Genomic DNA, 13,614 nt, shown 5'->3' with positions numbered 1-13,614 from the left:
GAGTCCATGGCCAGGAGTTCGAGCCCGACCACGAATGGTCGTGCGTCCGCGAAGGGGTCGTCGTCGCGCGCGCGGAAGCCCGAGCCCGCACCCAAGCGCTACGTCGGCGAAGCCGAGAAGCCGCCCGTGATCACCCGCGCCTGGCTCGGCGTGGCGCACGCCGTCGGCGGGCTGTTCCGCGCGTTCGGCCCCGAGACGCTCGAGAAGGAGCAGCGCCGCGACGGTCTGCCGTTCCTCATCGTGCTGCTGGCCGTCGCCGGCTCCGTCGTCGAGTGGTTCTTCATCGGCACCGAGGTCTCCGCCACGATCAGCGCCTACACGGTGGGCGGCCTCGTCGGGCGGCTCGCGTTCATCATGCCGGTGCTGCTCCTGCTGCTCGCGGGCTGGCTGTTCCGGCATCCCGCCTCGGTGCACGACAACGGTCGCATCGGGATCGGCTTCGCGCTGTTCGCGATCGCGGTGGCGGGGTTCTGTCACGTGCTGGGCGGACGTCCCGCCCCGAAGGACGGCCTGCCCGCACTGAGCGAGGCAGGCGGACTGTTCGGCTGGATGGTCGGGGAACCGCTGGCGATGGGGCTCACCGAGGTGGGCGCCTGCATCGTCCTGGGCCTGGTCGTCGTGCTGAGCGTGCTCATCCTCACCAAGACGCCGCCGAATCGCATCGGCCGGCGCCTCGGCGACCTCTACGCCTGGATGTTCGACGCCGAGCGGCCGGCCCGTCCCGAGGGCGTCGCGTTCGACGACGGCGCGAAGGACGACGACGACGCCGAGCCGTCGCTGCCCTGGTGGCGCCGCAACAAGACCGGTCGCGAGGAGGATCCCGACGACGGGATCGGCTCGCAGGACCTCACCGAGCTGCTGTCTCCCGGCGCCTCCGAGGGCGGGTTCGACCAGGCGGTCGTCCCGCCGCAGCCGCCGCTTCCGGCCGCGCCCGATGCGCTCACCGAAGTGATCGACCCGCTCGGCCGCGCGGGGCTCGCCCCCGCCACAGCCCTCACCGACGACAGCCCGGCATCCGACGAGATGCTCCCCGGTCTGTCCGGGATCGGCCGCGACGAGGGGATGCCTGCGGCCGCCCTCTACCGACTGCCCTCCGTCGCCGCGCTGGCGGCCGGAACGCCCCACAAGGCACGCTCGGCGGCGAACGACGAGATCGTCCGGGCCATCACGAGCGTGCTCGACCAGTTCTCCGTCGACGCCCGGGTCACCGGGTTCTCGCGCGGGCCGACGGTCACCCAGTACGAGATCGAGGTCGGCCCCGGCGTCAAGGTCGAGCGCATCACCGCACTCACCAACAACATCGCCTACGCCGTGGCATCCAACGAGGTGCGCATCCTGGCGCCCATCCCCGGCAAGAGCGCGATCGGCGTGGAGATCCCCAACACCGACCGCGAGGTCGTCACGCTCGGCGACGTGCTGCGCTCCGATGCCGCCACCGGCAGCACCCACCCGATGACGATCGGCGTGGGCAAGGACGTCGGCGGCGGCTACGTCGTGGCCAACCTCGCCAAGATGCCCCACCTGCTCGTGGCCGGCTCCACCGGCTCGGGCAAGTCCAGTTTCGTGAACTCGATGATCACGAGCCTGCTGATGCGCGCGAAGCCGACCGATGTGCGCATGGTGCTGATCGACCCCAAGCGCGTGGAGCTCACCTCCTACGCCGGCGTGCCGCACCTCATCACCCCCATCATCACGAACCCGAAGAAGGCGGCCGAGGCGCTGCAGTGGGTCGTGAAGGAGATGGACATGCGATACGACGACCTCGCGTCGTTCGGCTTCCGTCACATCGACGACTTCAACAAGGCCGTCGTCGCCGGCGAGGTGAACCCGCCGGTCGGCAGCGAGCGCGTCCTCAAGCCCTACCCCTACCTCCTCGTCGTCGTCGACGAGCTCGCCGACCTGATGATGGTGGCTCCGCGCGACGTTGAGGACTCGATCGTCCGCATCACGCAGCTCGCCCGTGCCAGCGGCATCCACCTGGTCCTCGCCACGCAGCGTCCGTCGGTCGACGTCGTGACCGGCCTCATCAAGGCGAACGTCCCCTCGCGGCTGGCGTTCGCGGTCACGAGCGTCACCGACAGCCGCGTCATCCTCGATCAGCCCGGTGCCGACCGCCTGATCGGGCAGGGCGACGCCCTGTTCCTCCCGATGGGCACCTCCAAGGCCGTGCGTGTGCAGGGCGCGTGGGTGAGCGAGTCCGAGATCGAGAAGGTCGTCAAGCACGTCACCGCCCAGGCGCGTCCGGAGTACCGAGACGACGTCGCCGTCGAGGCGCAGAAGAAGGAGGTCGACGCCGACATCGGAGACGACCTCGAGCTGCTGCTGGCGGCCGCAGAGCTCGTCGTCGGGACGCAGTTCGGCTCGACCTCCATGCTGCAGCGCAAGCTGCGCGTCGGCTTCGCCAAGGCCGGCCGGCTCATGGACCTCCTCGAATCCCGCGAGATCGTCGGCCCGTCCGAAGGCTCCAAGGCCCGTGACGTGCTCGTCACGAACGAGCAGCTGCCCGGGGTGATGGCGCGCCTGCGCGGCGACGTCGCACCGGCGGTCGCGGAGACATCCGCTCCTCCCGTCCGCTCGGCCGACCCCGTGGAGGCTCAGTTCGAGGGCTATCCCGTGGTCGAGGAAGGCGCCGACGAGGATGCCTGGGGATTGACGGGGCGCGACTGATGGCCGTTCCGCGGCAGCTGCCCAACGCGATCACGATCGTGCGCATCCTGTGCGCACCGGTGTTCCTGTGGATGCTGCTGGCCGACGCGGGCGCCGACGGGCCGCTGCGCTGGTGGGCGGCCGTGCTGTTCATCGTCGCGATCTCCACCGACGGCATCGACGGATGGCTGGCGCGCAAGTACGAGATCGTCACCGATCTGGGCAAGCTGCTCGACCCGATCGCCGACAAGGCCCTCACCGGTGTCGCGTTCGTGGGGCTGTCGATCCTCGGCGAGCTGCCGTGGTGGATCACGATCGTCGTGCTGGTGCGCGAGGTCGGCATCACCGTCTACCGCTTCATGGTGGTCAGCGACCACGTGCTGGCCGCCGCGTGGATGGGCAAGCTCAAGACCGTCGCGCAGGCGGTCGCACTCTCGCTCGCCCTGCTGCCTCTGTGGACGCTCGTCGGCGAATGGATCTGGTGGGTCAACGGCGTCACGATGACCATCGCGGTGGCCCTCACGATCGCCAGCGGGATCGACTACATCATCACCGAGGTGCGCGCCGCGCGGAACAAGCGCGCATGACGGATGCCTCGGCCCGTGCGGTGCTCGCGCGGCTGGCCGAGCGCGGCTGGAGCATCGCGGTGGCGGAGTCCCTGACGGGCGGTCTGGTCGCTTCGACGCTGGTCGACGTGCCCGGAGCGTCGGCGAGCCTGCGCGGGGGAGTGGTCGCCTACGCCACCGACGTCAAGCGCGATGTGCTCGGGGTCGACGCCGACCTGCTCGCGGTCGAGGGCGCGGTGCATCCGGAGGTCGCACGGCAGATGGCCGAGGGCGTTCGGCGCCTCCTGGGCGCCGACGTGGGCGTGGCCACGACCGGCGTGGCCGGACCCGAGCCCCAGGACGGACATGCGGTGGGAACGGTGTGCATCGCGGTCGACACGCCGGCCGACGCGTCGAGCATCACCGTGCTGCTCCCGGGCGGCCGGGCGGAGATCCGTCGCGCCGCGGTGGATCGTGCGCTCGCCGACTGTCTCGCACTCCTGTGACCTCGGGCATCCGGGAATGCCTGCGTTTCGGGTGCGTTACATTCGGCGATTCCCACCCTTCGCCCAGCGCGCGGGGTTAGATTGGCATCATTCGGTGATGTACTGTGGTCCACCCGGACGACGGTGGGAAGATGCAGTGAGGAGGGGCCGCACATGATTCTGGTACGTCAGGAGATCGGCGAAGTCCTGCGTGACTTCCGCCAGCAGAAGGGGCGCACCCTCCGCCAGGTCGCCAGCCGCGCGAGCGTCGCGCTGGGCTACCTCAGCGAGGTGGAGCGCGGTCAGAAAGAGGCGTCGAGCGAGATCCTCGCATCGGTCGCCGAGGCGCTCGACGTGCCGATCTCGACGATCATGCGTGAAGTCGGCGATCGCCTCTCGGTGCTCGAGGGCGTGCAGTCCTTCCCCGACGTGGTGCCCGACGAGCTCGTGGCCTCGGTCGACGCCGAGCTGTCTCTGCGCTGACGCCCGCGCGTCCTCTCGCCATGCGTCGCAGTGAGTTCCTCCGCGCCGTCGACGACGAGTTCGGCGGACGCGCGTCGGCGCTCCTGAACGATCTCGTGCTGGGTGCCGTCGGCGGCCGCACGTCCGCGCAGGCGCTGGCCGACGGGGTCCCGCCGCGGGACATCTGGCTCGCGCTGTGCGCGCAGACCGACGTGCCCGACGACCGTCGGCACGGCGTGGGGCGTCTCGAGCCCCGAGGTCGCTGACCGGCGTGTCGCTCTCGAACGTCTGTTCGATCCGCGCGTAGGCTCCTGCACAGCAGGTGTCGAGGACGTGTCCATCCACGGATGCGGTCGGTCGGGGTCCGGATGTCGGAGGCCCTCCGTACCGTGAGGAGCGTCGAACGACACCACACGCCTTGCCGCAGCATCCGTTCCACCGGGGCGGAGCGCGGCAGCCTACAGGCGACGGAACGCGAGCATAAGGAGCACGTCATGCCATCACCCGCCGACCGCGAGAAGGCCCTCGATTCGGCCCTCGCCCAGATCGACCGGCAGTTCGGAAAGGGCTCGGTCATGCGACTGGGCAGCGACGAGCGCGCCCCGGTCGAGGTCATCCCCACCGGCTCGATCGCCCTCGACGTCGCCCTCGGCGTCGGCGGTCTGCCCCGCGGCCGCATCATCGAGATCTACGGCCCGGAGTCCTCGGGCAAGACCACGCTCACGCTCCACGCGATCGCCAACGCCCAGCGCAACGGCGGTATCGCCGCGTTCATCGACGCCGAACACGCACTCGACCCCGACTACGCCATGAAGCTCGGCGTCGACATCGACCAGCTGCTGGTGTCGCAGCCCGACACGGGGGAGCAGGCGCTCGAGATCGCCGACATGCTCATCCGCTCCGGCTCGATCGACCTGATCGTGATCGACTCGGTGGCCGCCCTCGTGCCGCGTGCCGAGATCGAGGGCGAGATGGGCGATTCCCACGTCGGCCTCCAGGCCCGCCTCATGTCGCAGGCGCTGCGCAAGCTCACCGGTGGGCTCAACCAGACCAACACCACGATGATCTTCATCAATCAGCTGCGCGAGAAGATCGGCGTGTTCTTCGGCTCGCCCGAGACCACCGCCGGCGGCAAGGCGCTGAAGTTCTACGCGTCGGTGCGCCTCGACATCCGTCGCATCGAGACGCTGAAAGACGGCACCGACGCGGTCGGCAACCGCACCCGCGTCAAGGTCGTCAAGAACAAGATGGCCCCGCCCTTCAAGCAGGCCGAGTTCGACATCCTCTACGGGGTGGGGATCTCCCGCGAGGGCAGCCTGATCGACTTCGGGGTCGAGCACGAGATCGTGAAGAAGTCCGGCGCCTGGTACACCTACGACGGCGAGCAGCTCGGGCAGGGCAAGGAGAACGCCCGCAACTTCCTCATCAAGAACCCCGATGTGGCCGCCGAGATCGAGGGCAAGATCAAGACCAAGCTCGGCATCGGGGTGCCGAAGCTGGTTCCGGCTGCGGGCGGCGAGCCGGCGCCGGCGGTCGAGCTGTCCAAGAAGCGCTCGGCCTGAGACGCCGTCGAGCCGGATCGTGGGTGATCACGTGAACGGCGGGGGCGGGTCCGAGCGACTCGCCCCCGTCATCCCGCTCTTCGGGCGCCGCACGGAGAATGCGTCCGCGCGCGAAGCGCCGGCCGTCGAGGTCGCAGAGGCGTCGGTCGGCGCCGCGGAGTCCGGGAATGCCCTTGCGGCTGACGACGCCGACTCAGACGTCGTCGCGTGGAACGACACGTGGTCCGAACTGTTGCCGAACGACACGACGGCCGCGACCGACACGACCGCTGCATGGGGCGAGTCCGCCTCCGACGATCGTCGGGCCGTCGGCGACCGCCGGGCGCAGGCGGGCGACGTGAGGCGGCGCGACGCGGAGAGCAGCGGTCGCAGGTCCTTCTCCAGCCGCGGGGACGACCAGGGTCAGGAGGAGGCCGAACGCGACCCCGCCCGGGTGCGCGAGCAGGCGGAGGCGTCGCTGCTGCGCAAGCTGCGTTCGCGGTCGCTGTCGGTGGTCGAAGCACGTCGAGTGCTCGCCGACGGCCATGTCGACCGCGCCGACGTCGACGACGTGATCGACGGCTTCCTGCACCTGGGGTACCTCGACGACGTCGCGCTGGCAGAACAGCTGGTCCACTCCGGCGCTGACCGCAAGGGGCAGGGGCGGCAGGCGATCGCGCAGGTCCTGGCCAAGCGCGGCATTCCCCGTGAGGTGGCCGATGCGGCGATCGCGGAACTGCCCGATGACGACGCCGACCGGGCGTTGGAGTTCGCCCAGACGAAGGCGCGGTCGCTCGATCGGCTCGACGACGAGGTCGCGTACCGACGGCTCGTCGGTGCGCTGTCCCGGCGCGGATACGGCGGGTCGGTCGCGTCGACCGCGGCACGATCCGCGCTCGCGGAACGGCGCGCCGAGCGGGGGAGCGGCGGCCGACAGGGCAGCGGTGGCGGACGCTCGGGCGGAGTGCGCTTCCGCTGAGGCGCGATCCCGTCGCCGGCTGTCAGCGCGTCCCGGCACTGCCGTCGCGCTCGGGGCGACCGGCCACCATGCGGCCGAGCTCGCCGCGTGAGCGGGCGCCGATCTTCGCGCGGGCCTGATACACGTGGGACTCCACGGTCCGCACCGACAGGAACAGCCGTTGGGCGATGTCACGGTTGGTCAGACCTTCGGCGACGAGCTCCGCGATCTCCCGCTCGCGCCGCGTCAGCCCGAGTCCGAGCTCCGGCGAGATCGAGGTGCGGGCGCCGGTGGGCGGACTGGTCCGGGGCGGGAAGGCGGGGGCCGTGTACGCGGGGCCGATCTGGGGGTCCGGACCGGCGTGATCCGGATCGCTCCACGGCATGCCGAGGCGCAGCCGTTCGACGGGCGTGCGGCGGGTGAGCTCTTGCGTCCGCGCACCATCGCGGCTGCGCGATCAGCCAGCAGGATCGCGCTGGTCAATCCGCTGGCATCGGCGATGCGATGCATCCGCTCGACCTCCGGCTCCTGCGCCGCATCGAGCGCGGCGAGCAGATAGAGGTCGCGCAGATGAATGATGCCCTCGTTGCGCGCCGAGAGCTCCGCGGCCGCGCGCGCTTCGGCGACGGCGGTGTCGACGTCGCCCTCCGCGGCGCTGATGGTCGCGGCGGTGAGATGCCGGTCGTGGTCGACGAGGGGGCTCGCCACGGTGATGGCCTCGCTCGCGCGACGCAGCAGGACACGCGCGTCGGCCGTGCGGCCGAGCAGCGAGATCGCCCGCGCCACCACGAGGTGCATGAGCCAGACGCCGGGGCCGATCATCATGTGGGTGGCGCGACGGTGGCACGCTTCCAGCTCCGACAGCGCGGAGTCGGTGTCGCCCTGGCGTGCGTGCAGCAGTGCGGCGGCGATCCCGGCGAGGAAGATGCCGCGGCCGTTGGCCTCGCGGGCCGCCGCGATCGTCTGGTCGCGCAGCCGCTCGCGTACGCGCACCGGCTCGACACCGGCGAGCATCGTGATCACCATCTCGACGCACAGCGCGAGGATCCGCTCGGCGACGCCGGGGGTGTCCGTCGACGCCGGAAGCAGGAGGATGCCGTCGACCTCCTCGAGCAGCACCTCGGCGCGGGACCAGTCGCCCGTGTGCATCGTGGCCATCGCCTCGGAGAGCAGGGCGCGCACGCGCGTCGTCGAGTTGGGCTCCGCCATCGCCGCGGCGCGTGCGGCGGCCTCGCCCGCGCCCGCCCAGTCGATCTCCAGAGCCGAAGCCTCGGCGGCGGCCAGCTCGAGCTCGGCGCGCAGCAGCCGATGCGCGCGCGAGGTGCCCTCGGCGACGATGCCGCGCAGCTGCGCCATGTTCCGCGGGCTGCCCACCAGGGTGCGCAGGAGCAGGTAGCGTCCGAGACCGCCGTCGTCGAGGCGGGCAGGGTCGACCGCCGTCAGCGGCGCGGGCGAACGCGTCAGGATCACCTCCGCGTACGCGCGCTCGAGTGCGATGCACTCCGCAGAGGTGTTCTCCTCATCGACCAGTGCGATGTAGGCGAGGGCGAGCGCAGGCATCCCTCGATCGTTCGCGTCCCGCGCGGCATCCCTCGCCACCCGCTCGCGCAGCGCCGGCGGGGTCTCCGCGCGGGTCGGGTGCGCCGCGTCGTCGCCGTGCCAGCGCGCGGCGATCGCGCTCGCCAGGGGAGCGCTCCACCAGGTGCCACCGCCCTCGAGCATGCGCGCGGCCGCCCGCTCCATGGTCCATTCGACGACGCCCGCGTCGAGCTGCTGCGTGCACGCCTGGGCGAGCGCGGCGTTGGCGTAGATGCGCCGACGGATCGTGCCGTCCTCCTGCAGGAGCTTCGCCGACAGCAGGGCTTCGATCATGCTCGCCGGGATGAGGCGGGTGGCGTCGGCGTGGTCGATCCCGGGCAGGTGACCGAGCAGGGCGAGTGCGGTCCGCTCGGGTTCGTCGAACTCGGCCGTGTGTGCGGCGAGGGCGTCGCCCAGCCGACTGTGGCGATGGATGTCCCGAAAGGCGCTCAGCGGATCGCGTGCGCGTGCGATCTCGGTGTCGGCGTGCGCGGCGAGCTCCCGCAGCAGGATGCGCGATCCGTCGGCCAGGCCGATGATGGTGGCCCGGGTGACGGAATCGAACCGGTTCGCCGGGAAGTGCAGGTCGAGCAGATCGTCGGCATCGCCGGCGGACAGCTCGCGCAGGTCGACCCGCTCGGCCCTCCCGTGCAGCCACAGGTCGACGAACACGGTGGCCGCCACCTCGGAGTCGCGTGCCCCCCGCGCCCGCGGGGCGGACAGACCCACCAGCGCCACCGCCCGGCGGCGGTGTATCGCCCGCACGAGGGCCTCCGACGACGGCCGGTCGAGGTCCTGGACGTCATCGACGACGACGACGGTCGGAGGATCATCGGAGTCGGTCGCCGTGTCCTTCAGCGCATCGCTGCGCGGATCGTGGGCGTCGTCGAGAGCGCCGAACTCCACGCGACTGAGCACACGCGCCGTGCGCAGCACCAGAGGGTCGGCTCCGCGCCTCACCAGCTCGGACGTGACCGCGCGCAGCAGGTGGCTCTTGCCGCTGCCGAGGGATCCCACCACGACGATGCTCGTCCCGGTCAGGAGCGATCGCGCGATCCCCTCGGGATCGCGTTCGGCCCCCACGACCTGGTCGGAGGGCTCCTCGATGATGCCGTGCGTCACCTGGCCTCCTTTCCGGGACGTGAGTGGTCGTCCGCGGGTGGGCGCGGCGCAGATGATTCCTCACGATAACCAGACGTCCGCGACGCACCCGTGTCATTCGACGCCGACGCGTACTGGGATCACAACACAGTAGTTCGGAGTTCGGTCCGGCGCGATGCCCCCCGTGACACGCGCACCCGTGAGACGCTCCCGGATTCACGGGTTTCGCTGCGTAGGTGGGACCACGCGCGGTCCCCGGATCTTCGGCGACGCCTAACGTCGGAGGACGCAACGGGATCCCCAGTCCCGTTCTCACCGAGGACCGCACCCCCAGGCGGTCTCCGGGCCGGGGTGCCGCTGTCGCGCGATCGGGATGCCGCGGCGGCGCCCTCTTCCGGTGCGTGCGCGGCATCCGCCGCTCCGCCGGTCGCGCGGACGTCGGATCGTAGAATGTCCTCACGATGACCTCCCCGCTCAGCACGCCGACGACCATCGCGCCGTCGCCCGCCGCCACCGCCGCAGACGGCCGCGCCCGCACCTACGAGGTGCGCACCTTCGGGTGCCAGATGAACGTGCACGACTCCGAGCGGCTGTCCGGCTCGCTCGAGAGCGCCGGCTACGTGCGCGCCGACGCGGGCACCGACGCCGACGTCGTCGTGATCAACACCTGCGCCGTCCGCGACAACGCCGCCGGCAAGCTGTACGGCACCCTCGGGCATCTGAAGTCCCGCAAGGATGCGCGCGAGGGCATGCAGATCGCGGTGGGCGGATGCCTCGCCCAGATGGACAAGGACGCCGTCCAGCAGAAGGCCCCGTGGGTCGACGTCGTCTTCGGCACCCACAACATGGGGTCGCTGCCCAGTCTGCTCGAACGCGCCCGTCACAACGGCGAGGCGGAGCTCGAGATCCTCGAGGCCCTCGAGGTGTTCCCCTCGACCCTCCCCACCAAGCGCGACGCCGTGCACAGCGGCTGGGTGTCCATCTCGGTCGGCTGCAACAACACCTGCACGTTCTGCATCGTGCCGAGCCTGCGCGGCAAGGAGAAGGATCGCCGCCCGGGCGACATCCTCAACGAGATCCGACTGCTCGTCGACGACGGCGCGATCGAGGTGACCCTGCTCGGGCAGAACGTCAACTCCTACGGTGTCGAGTTCGGCGACCGTCAGGCGTTCGGCAAGCTGCTGCGCGCCGCCGGTGAGATCCCCGGCCTGGAGCGCATCCGCTTCACCAGCCCGCACCCGGCCGCCTTCACCGACGACGTCATCGATGCGATGGCCGAGACCCCCGCGGTCATGCCGCAGCTGCACATGCCGCTGCAGTCCGGCAGCGACCGCATCCTCAAGGCGATGCGCCGCTCGTACCGCAGCGAGAGGTTCCTCGGCATCCTGGATCGCGTCCGCGCGCAGATGCCCGACGCGGCGATCACCACCGACATCATCGTCGGCTTCCCGGGGGAGACCGACGCCGACTTCGAGGACACCATGCGCGTCGTCGAACAGGCCCGGTTCGCATCGGCCTTCACGTTCCAGTACTCGATCCGCGAGGGCACCCCGGCGGCGACCATGGCCGACCAGGTGCCGAAGGCGGTCGTGCAGGAGCGCTACGAGCGGCTCGTCGCGCTTCAGGAGCGCATCTGCCTCGAGGAGAACCAGAAGCAGGTCGGCCGCGAGCTGCAGGTGCTCGTCTCGACCGGCGAGGGCAAGAAGGATGCCGCGACGCACCGCCTGACCGGCCGCGCCGAGGACAACCGCCTCGTGCACTTCGAGCTGCCGTCGGGTTCGCCCGTGCCCCGCCCGGGCGACGTCGTCTCGGTCGTGGTGTCGCACGCGGCGCCGTTCTTCCTCCTCGCCGACGACCCGACCGGGGCACCGCTGCGTCTCCGCCGCACGCGCGCCGGAGACGCGTGGGACCGCGCGCAGGCGGACTCGTGCGGCGTCCCCGCTCCCGCCGGCGACGCCGGTGCGCCGCGCGCCGTGTCCCTCGGCCTGCCGAGCCCCCGCGTCGGCGTGTGACCGATCCGTCCTCCTCCGGCGCCGGTCCGCGCCTGTGGGCGATCGTCGGCGCCACCGGCACCGGCAAGACCGGCCTCTCGCTCGACCTCGCCGAGGCGCTCGCCGCACGCGGGCGCCCGGCGGAGATCGTCAACGCCGACGCGATGCAGCTGTACCGCGGCATGGACATCGGCACGGCCAAGCTGGCGGAGTCGGAGCGGCGAGGCATCCGTCACCATATGCTCGACGTCCTCGCGGTGACCGACGAGGCCGCCGTCGCCTGGTACCAGGATGCCGCTCGCGCCGCGATCAGTGGGGTCCACTCCCGCGGGGCCGATGCGATCCTCGTCGGCGGGTCGGGGCTGTACGTCTCGAGCGTGCTCTTCGACTTCCGGTTCCCGCCGCGGGACGAGGAGCTGCGGGCGCGTCTGGAGGCGGAGCTGGATGCCTCCGGCCCCGGGGCGCTGTACGCACGGCTGCGCGAGCGCGACCCCGCCACCGCGGAGCGGGTGGATCCGCGCAACGGACGCCGTATCGTCCGAGCGCTGGAGATCCTCGCACTGGGGGAGCGGACGCACGGCGCCGCCCTCCCCGACGCGCCGACCCTGTGGCACGCCGCGACGCGGGTGATCGGCACGTCTGTGCCGCGCGAGGAGCTCGTCGGAATGCTCGACGAGCGGGTCGGGCGGATGTGGCGCGACGGACTGGTCGACGAAGTGGCGGCGCTGCGCGAGGTCGGCCTCGACCGGAGTGTGACGGCGCGGCGCGCGATCGGCTACGCGCAGGCGCTCGCCGAGCTCGACGGCACGATGACGCGCGACGAGGCGATCGCCGAGACTCAGGCCCTGACCCGCCGCTACGCGCGGCGGCAGGTGTCGTGGTTCCGCCGGTACCCCGACCTCGGGTGGTTTCCCGGAGGCGACCCCGGGATCGCAGAACGGATACTGGAGACATGACCTCGATCCGCGCCTTCGCGCTCCGCGACACCGAATCCGTCATCGCCCTGTGGCAGGAGACCGGTCTCACCCGCTCCTGGAACAACCCGCACCTCGACATCCAGCGCAAGCTCACGGTGCAGCCCGAGCTGTTCCTCGTGGCGGTGGACGGCGAGGACGTCGTCGGGAGCGTCATGGGCGGCTATGACGGCCACCGCGGCTGGATCTACTACCTCGCGTCGTCGCCGCAGCGGCGCGGCGAGGGCATCGCGCGCGATCTCGTCGCCCGCGTCGAGGAGCTGCTCCTGGAGCTCGGCTGCCCCAAGGTGCAGCTCATGGTGCGACCCGGCAACGAGGACGTGCTCGGCTTCTACGACAGACTCGGCTACGACCGGTTCGACACCACGACCACCGGCAAGCGCCTCATCGCCGACTGAGCCCTCCCGGCCACCAATAGACTGACGGGATGCCGCAGACTCTCGCCTTCACGAAGGGCCACGGCACCGGCAACGACTTCGTCGTGATCGCCGACCCCGACGGGGGACTCGACCTCACCGACGCGCAGATCGCCGCCCTGTGCGACCGCCGCTTCGGGATCGGCGCGGACGGCACGCTGCGCGTGGTGCGCTCGGCGGCACTTCCTGAGGGGCGGGATGCCGCGGCATCCGGAGCCGAGTGGTTCATGGACTACCGCAACGCCGACGGATCGGCCGCCGAGATGTGCGGAAACGGCATCCGGGTGTACGCGCGCTATCTGCTCGAGACGGGGCTGGCCGAGCTGCCCGACGGGGGAGAGCTGCGCATCGGCACCCGGGCGGGCGTCAAGACCCTGACCCGTCCGGAGGAGCACCTCGAGGTCGACCTCGGGGTCTGGCGCGCCGAGGACGGTGACGTGCTCGTGCGGGCCAAGGGCCTGCCGGTGGCGCGACCCGGGCAGGGGATCGATGTCGGCAACCCGCACGTCGTCGTCGCGCTGTCGGGCCTGGACGAGCTGGACGGTCTCGACCTCACGGTGCAGCCGCTGCTCGACCCCGTGCCGCCGCACGGCGCGAACGTCGAGTTCGTCGTGCCCAGCGACCCGCTCGTGCACCACGGGGTCGGCGCGATCCGCATGCGCGTGTTCGAGCGCGGCGTCGGCGAGACGCTCAGCTGCGGCACCGGCGTCGCGGCCGCCGCGCTCGCGGTGCGCTACTGGGCGGGCGCCGCCGCCCCCGCCAGGTGGAGCGTCGACGTGCCCGGCGGCACGCTCGGAGTGCGCATGTTCGACGCCGAGGACGGCGAGCACGTGGCCCTCAGCGGCCCCGCCGTGCTGGTGTACTCCGGCGAGGTCGCCCTCGCCTGAGGCATCCGCCGTCGGTCCCTGACCGGGTCG

General features: G+C 71.5%; 13 protein-coding genes. 11 read left to right on the top strand and 2 right to left on the bottom strand.

Annotated features, from left to right (window positions below; translation table 11 throughout):
* The first annotated feature begins 6 nt into the window (after positions 1-6).
* The 7 genes from ACSJDX_RS14265 (at position 7) to ACSJDX_RS14235 (ending at position 6,658) form a co-directional block, all read left to right on the top strand.
* Positions 7-2,667 (top strand): DNA translocase FtsK, encoded by a 2,661-nt coding sequence (locus ACSJDX_RS14265; protein WP_438353301.1) that lies wholly within the window; start codon positions 7-9, stop codon positions 2,665-2,667.
* Positions 2,667-3,233: a CDP-diacylglycerol--glycerol-3-phosphate 3-phosphatidyltransferase gene (gene pgsA, locus ACSJDX_RS14260; protein ID WP_438353300.1), complete on the top strand. Its 567-nt coding sequence runs from the start codon at positions 2,667-2,669 to the stop codon at positions 3,231-3,233. Before ACSJDX_RS14265 ends, pgsA begins: the two co-directional genes overlap by 1 nt.
* A complete protein-coding gene (locus ACSJDX_RS14255) occupies positions 3,230-3,697 on the top strand; it encodes a CinA family protein (protein ID WP_438353299.1) in 468 nt (155 codons plus the stop codon). The genes pgsA and ACSJDX_RS14255 overlap by 4 nt, the downstream gene beginning before the upstream one ends.
* Positions 3,698-3,850: 153 nt before the next feature.
* Positions 3,851-4,159 carry a helix-turn-helix domain-containing protein gene (locus ACSJDX_RS14250; protein WP_438353298.1) on the top strand — a complete coding sequence of 103 codons (309 nt, stop codon included), beginning with the start codon at positions 3,851-3,853 and terminating at the stop codon, positions 4,157-4,159.
* 20 nt (positions 4,160-4,179) lie between these two features.
* On the top strand, positions 4,180-4,404 hold the full coding sequence (locus tag ACSJDX_RS14245; protein ID WP_438353297.1) for a DUF3046 domain-containing protein: 225 nt from the start codon (positions 4,180-4,182) through the stop codon (positions 4,402-4,404).
* 228 nt (positions 4,405-4,632) lie between these two features.
* Positions 4,633-5,700 carry a recombinase RecA gene (gene recA, locus ACSJDX_RS14240; protein ID WP_438353296.1) on the top strand — a complete coding sequence of 356 codons (1,068 nt, stop codon included), beginning with the start codon at positions 4,633-4,635 and terminating at the stop codon, positions 5,698-5,700.
* A 19-nt stretch (positions 5,701-5,719) separates the two neighbouring features.
* Positions 5,720-6,658 (top strand): regulatory protein RecX, encoded by a 939-nt coding sequence (locus tag ACSJDX_RS14235; RefSeq protein ID WP_438353295.1) that lies wholly within the window; start codon positions 5,720-5,722, stop codon positions 6,656-6,658.
* Between the two features lie 22 nt (positions 6,659-6,680).
* On the opposite strand, the gene ACSJDX_RS14230 is transcribed toward ACSJDX_RS14235, so the two are convergent.
* Positions 6,681-6,827: a LuxR C-terminal-related transcriptional regulator gene (locus ACSJDX_RS14230; protein ID WP_438354998.1), complete on the bottom strand. Its 147-nt coding sequence runs from the start codon at positions 6,825-6,827 to the stop codon at positions 6,681-6,683.
* Between the two features lie 56 nt (positions 6,828-6,883).
* Positions 6,884-9,337 carry a hypothetical protein gene (locus ACSJDX_RS14225; RefSeq protein ID WP_438353294.1) on the bottom strand — a complete coding sequence of 818 codons (2,454 nt, stop codon included), beginning with the start codon at positions 9,335-9,337 and terminating at the stop codon, positions 6,884-6,886.
* Between the two features lie 440 nt (positions 9,338-9,777).
* On the opposite strand from ACSJDX_RS14225, the gene miaB reads away from it, so the two are divergent.
* Genes miaB through dapF form a run of 4 tightly spaced genes read left to right on the top strand, consistent with a single transcriptional unit; the run spans position 9,778 to position 13,584 of the window.
* The gene (miaB, locus tag ACSJDX_RS14220) at positions 9,778-11,328 is read left to right on the top strand and encodes a tRNA (N6-isopentenyl adenosine(37)-C2)-methylthiotransferase MiaB (RefSeq protein ID WP_438353293.1); all 1,551 of its coding nucleotides are present in this window, start codon (positions 9,778-9,780) and stop codon (positions 11,326-11,328) included.
* Positions 11,325-12,263 carry a tRNA (adenosine(37)-N6)-dimethylallyltransferase MiaA gene (miaA, locus tag ACSJDX_RS14215; protein ID WP_438353292.1) on the top strand — a complete coding sequence of 313 codons (939 nt, stop codon included), beginning with the start codon at positions 11,325-11,327 and terminating at the stop codon, positions 12,261-12,263. Before miaB ends, miaA begins: the two co-directional genes overlap by 4 nt.
* Positions 12,260-12,679: a GNAT family acetyltransferase gene (locus ACSJDX_RS14210; protein ID WP_438353291.1), complete on the top strand. Its 420-nt coding sequence runs from the start codon at positions 12,260-12,262 to the stop codon at positions 12,677-12,679. Before miaA ends, ACSJDX_RS14210 begins: the two co-directional genes overlap by 4 nt.
* A gap of 29 nt (positions 12,680-12,708) precedes the next feature.
* A complete protein-coding gene (dapF, locus tag ACSJDX_RS14205) occupies positions 12,709-13,584 on the top strand; it encodes a diaminopimelate epimerase (RefSeq protein ID WP_438353290.1) in 876 nt (291 codons plus the stop codon).
* The last annotated feature ends 30 nt before the right edge of the window (positions 13,585-13,614 follow it).

Origin of the sequence: Microbacterium fluminis (assembly GCF_051549805.1) — a bacterium.
GTDB lineage: Bacteria > Actinomycetota > Actinomycetes > Actinomycetales > Microbacteriaceae > Microbacterium.
The sequence above is the reverse complement of the archived record's forward strand: the minus strand, read 5'-3'. Positions and strand labels throughout refer to the sequence as shown.

What these genes read in the sequence shown, in the direction of transcription:
- ACSJDX_RS14265 (WP_438353301.1), top strand. Translation starts at nt 7, where the DNA reads ATGGCCAGGAGTTCGAGCCCGACCACGAATGGTCGTGCGTCCGCGAAG.
- ACSJDX_RS14210 (WP_438353291.1), top strand. Translation starts at nt 12,260, where the DNA reads ATGACCTCGATCCGCGCCTTCGCGCTCCGCGACACCGAATCCGTCATC.
- recA (WP_438353296.1), top strand. Translation starts at nt 4,633, where the DNA reads ATGCCATCACCCGCCGACCGCGAGAAGGCCCTCGATTCGGCCCTCGCC.
- miaB (WP_438353293.1), top strand. Translation starts at nt 9,778, where the DNA reads ATGACCTCCCCGCTCAGCACGCCGACGACCATCGCGCCGTCGCCCGCC.
- ACSJDX_RS14255 (WP_438353299.1), top strand. Translation starts at nt 3,230, where the DNA reads ATGACGGATGCCTCGGCCCGTGCGGTGCTCGCGCGGCTGGCCGAGCGC.
- pgsA (WP_438353300.1), top strand. Translation starts at nt 2,667, where the DNA reads ATGGCCGTTCCGCGGCAGCTGCCCAACGCGATCACGATCGTGCGCATC.
- ACSJDX_RS14250 (WP_438353298.1), top strand. Translation starts at nt 3,851, where the DNA reads ATGATTCTGGTACGTCAGGAGATCGGCGAAGTCCTGCGTGACTTCCGC.
- ACSJDX_RS14245 (WP_438353297.1), top strand. Translation starts at nt 4,180, where the DNA reads ATGCGTCGCAGTGAGTTCCTCCGCGCCGTCGACGACGAGTTCGGCGGA.
- dapF (WP_438353290.1), top strand. Translation starts at nt 12,709, where the DNA reads ATGCCGCAGACTCTCGCCTTCACGAAGGGCCACGGCACCGGCAACGAC.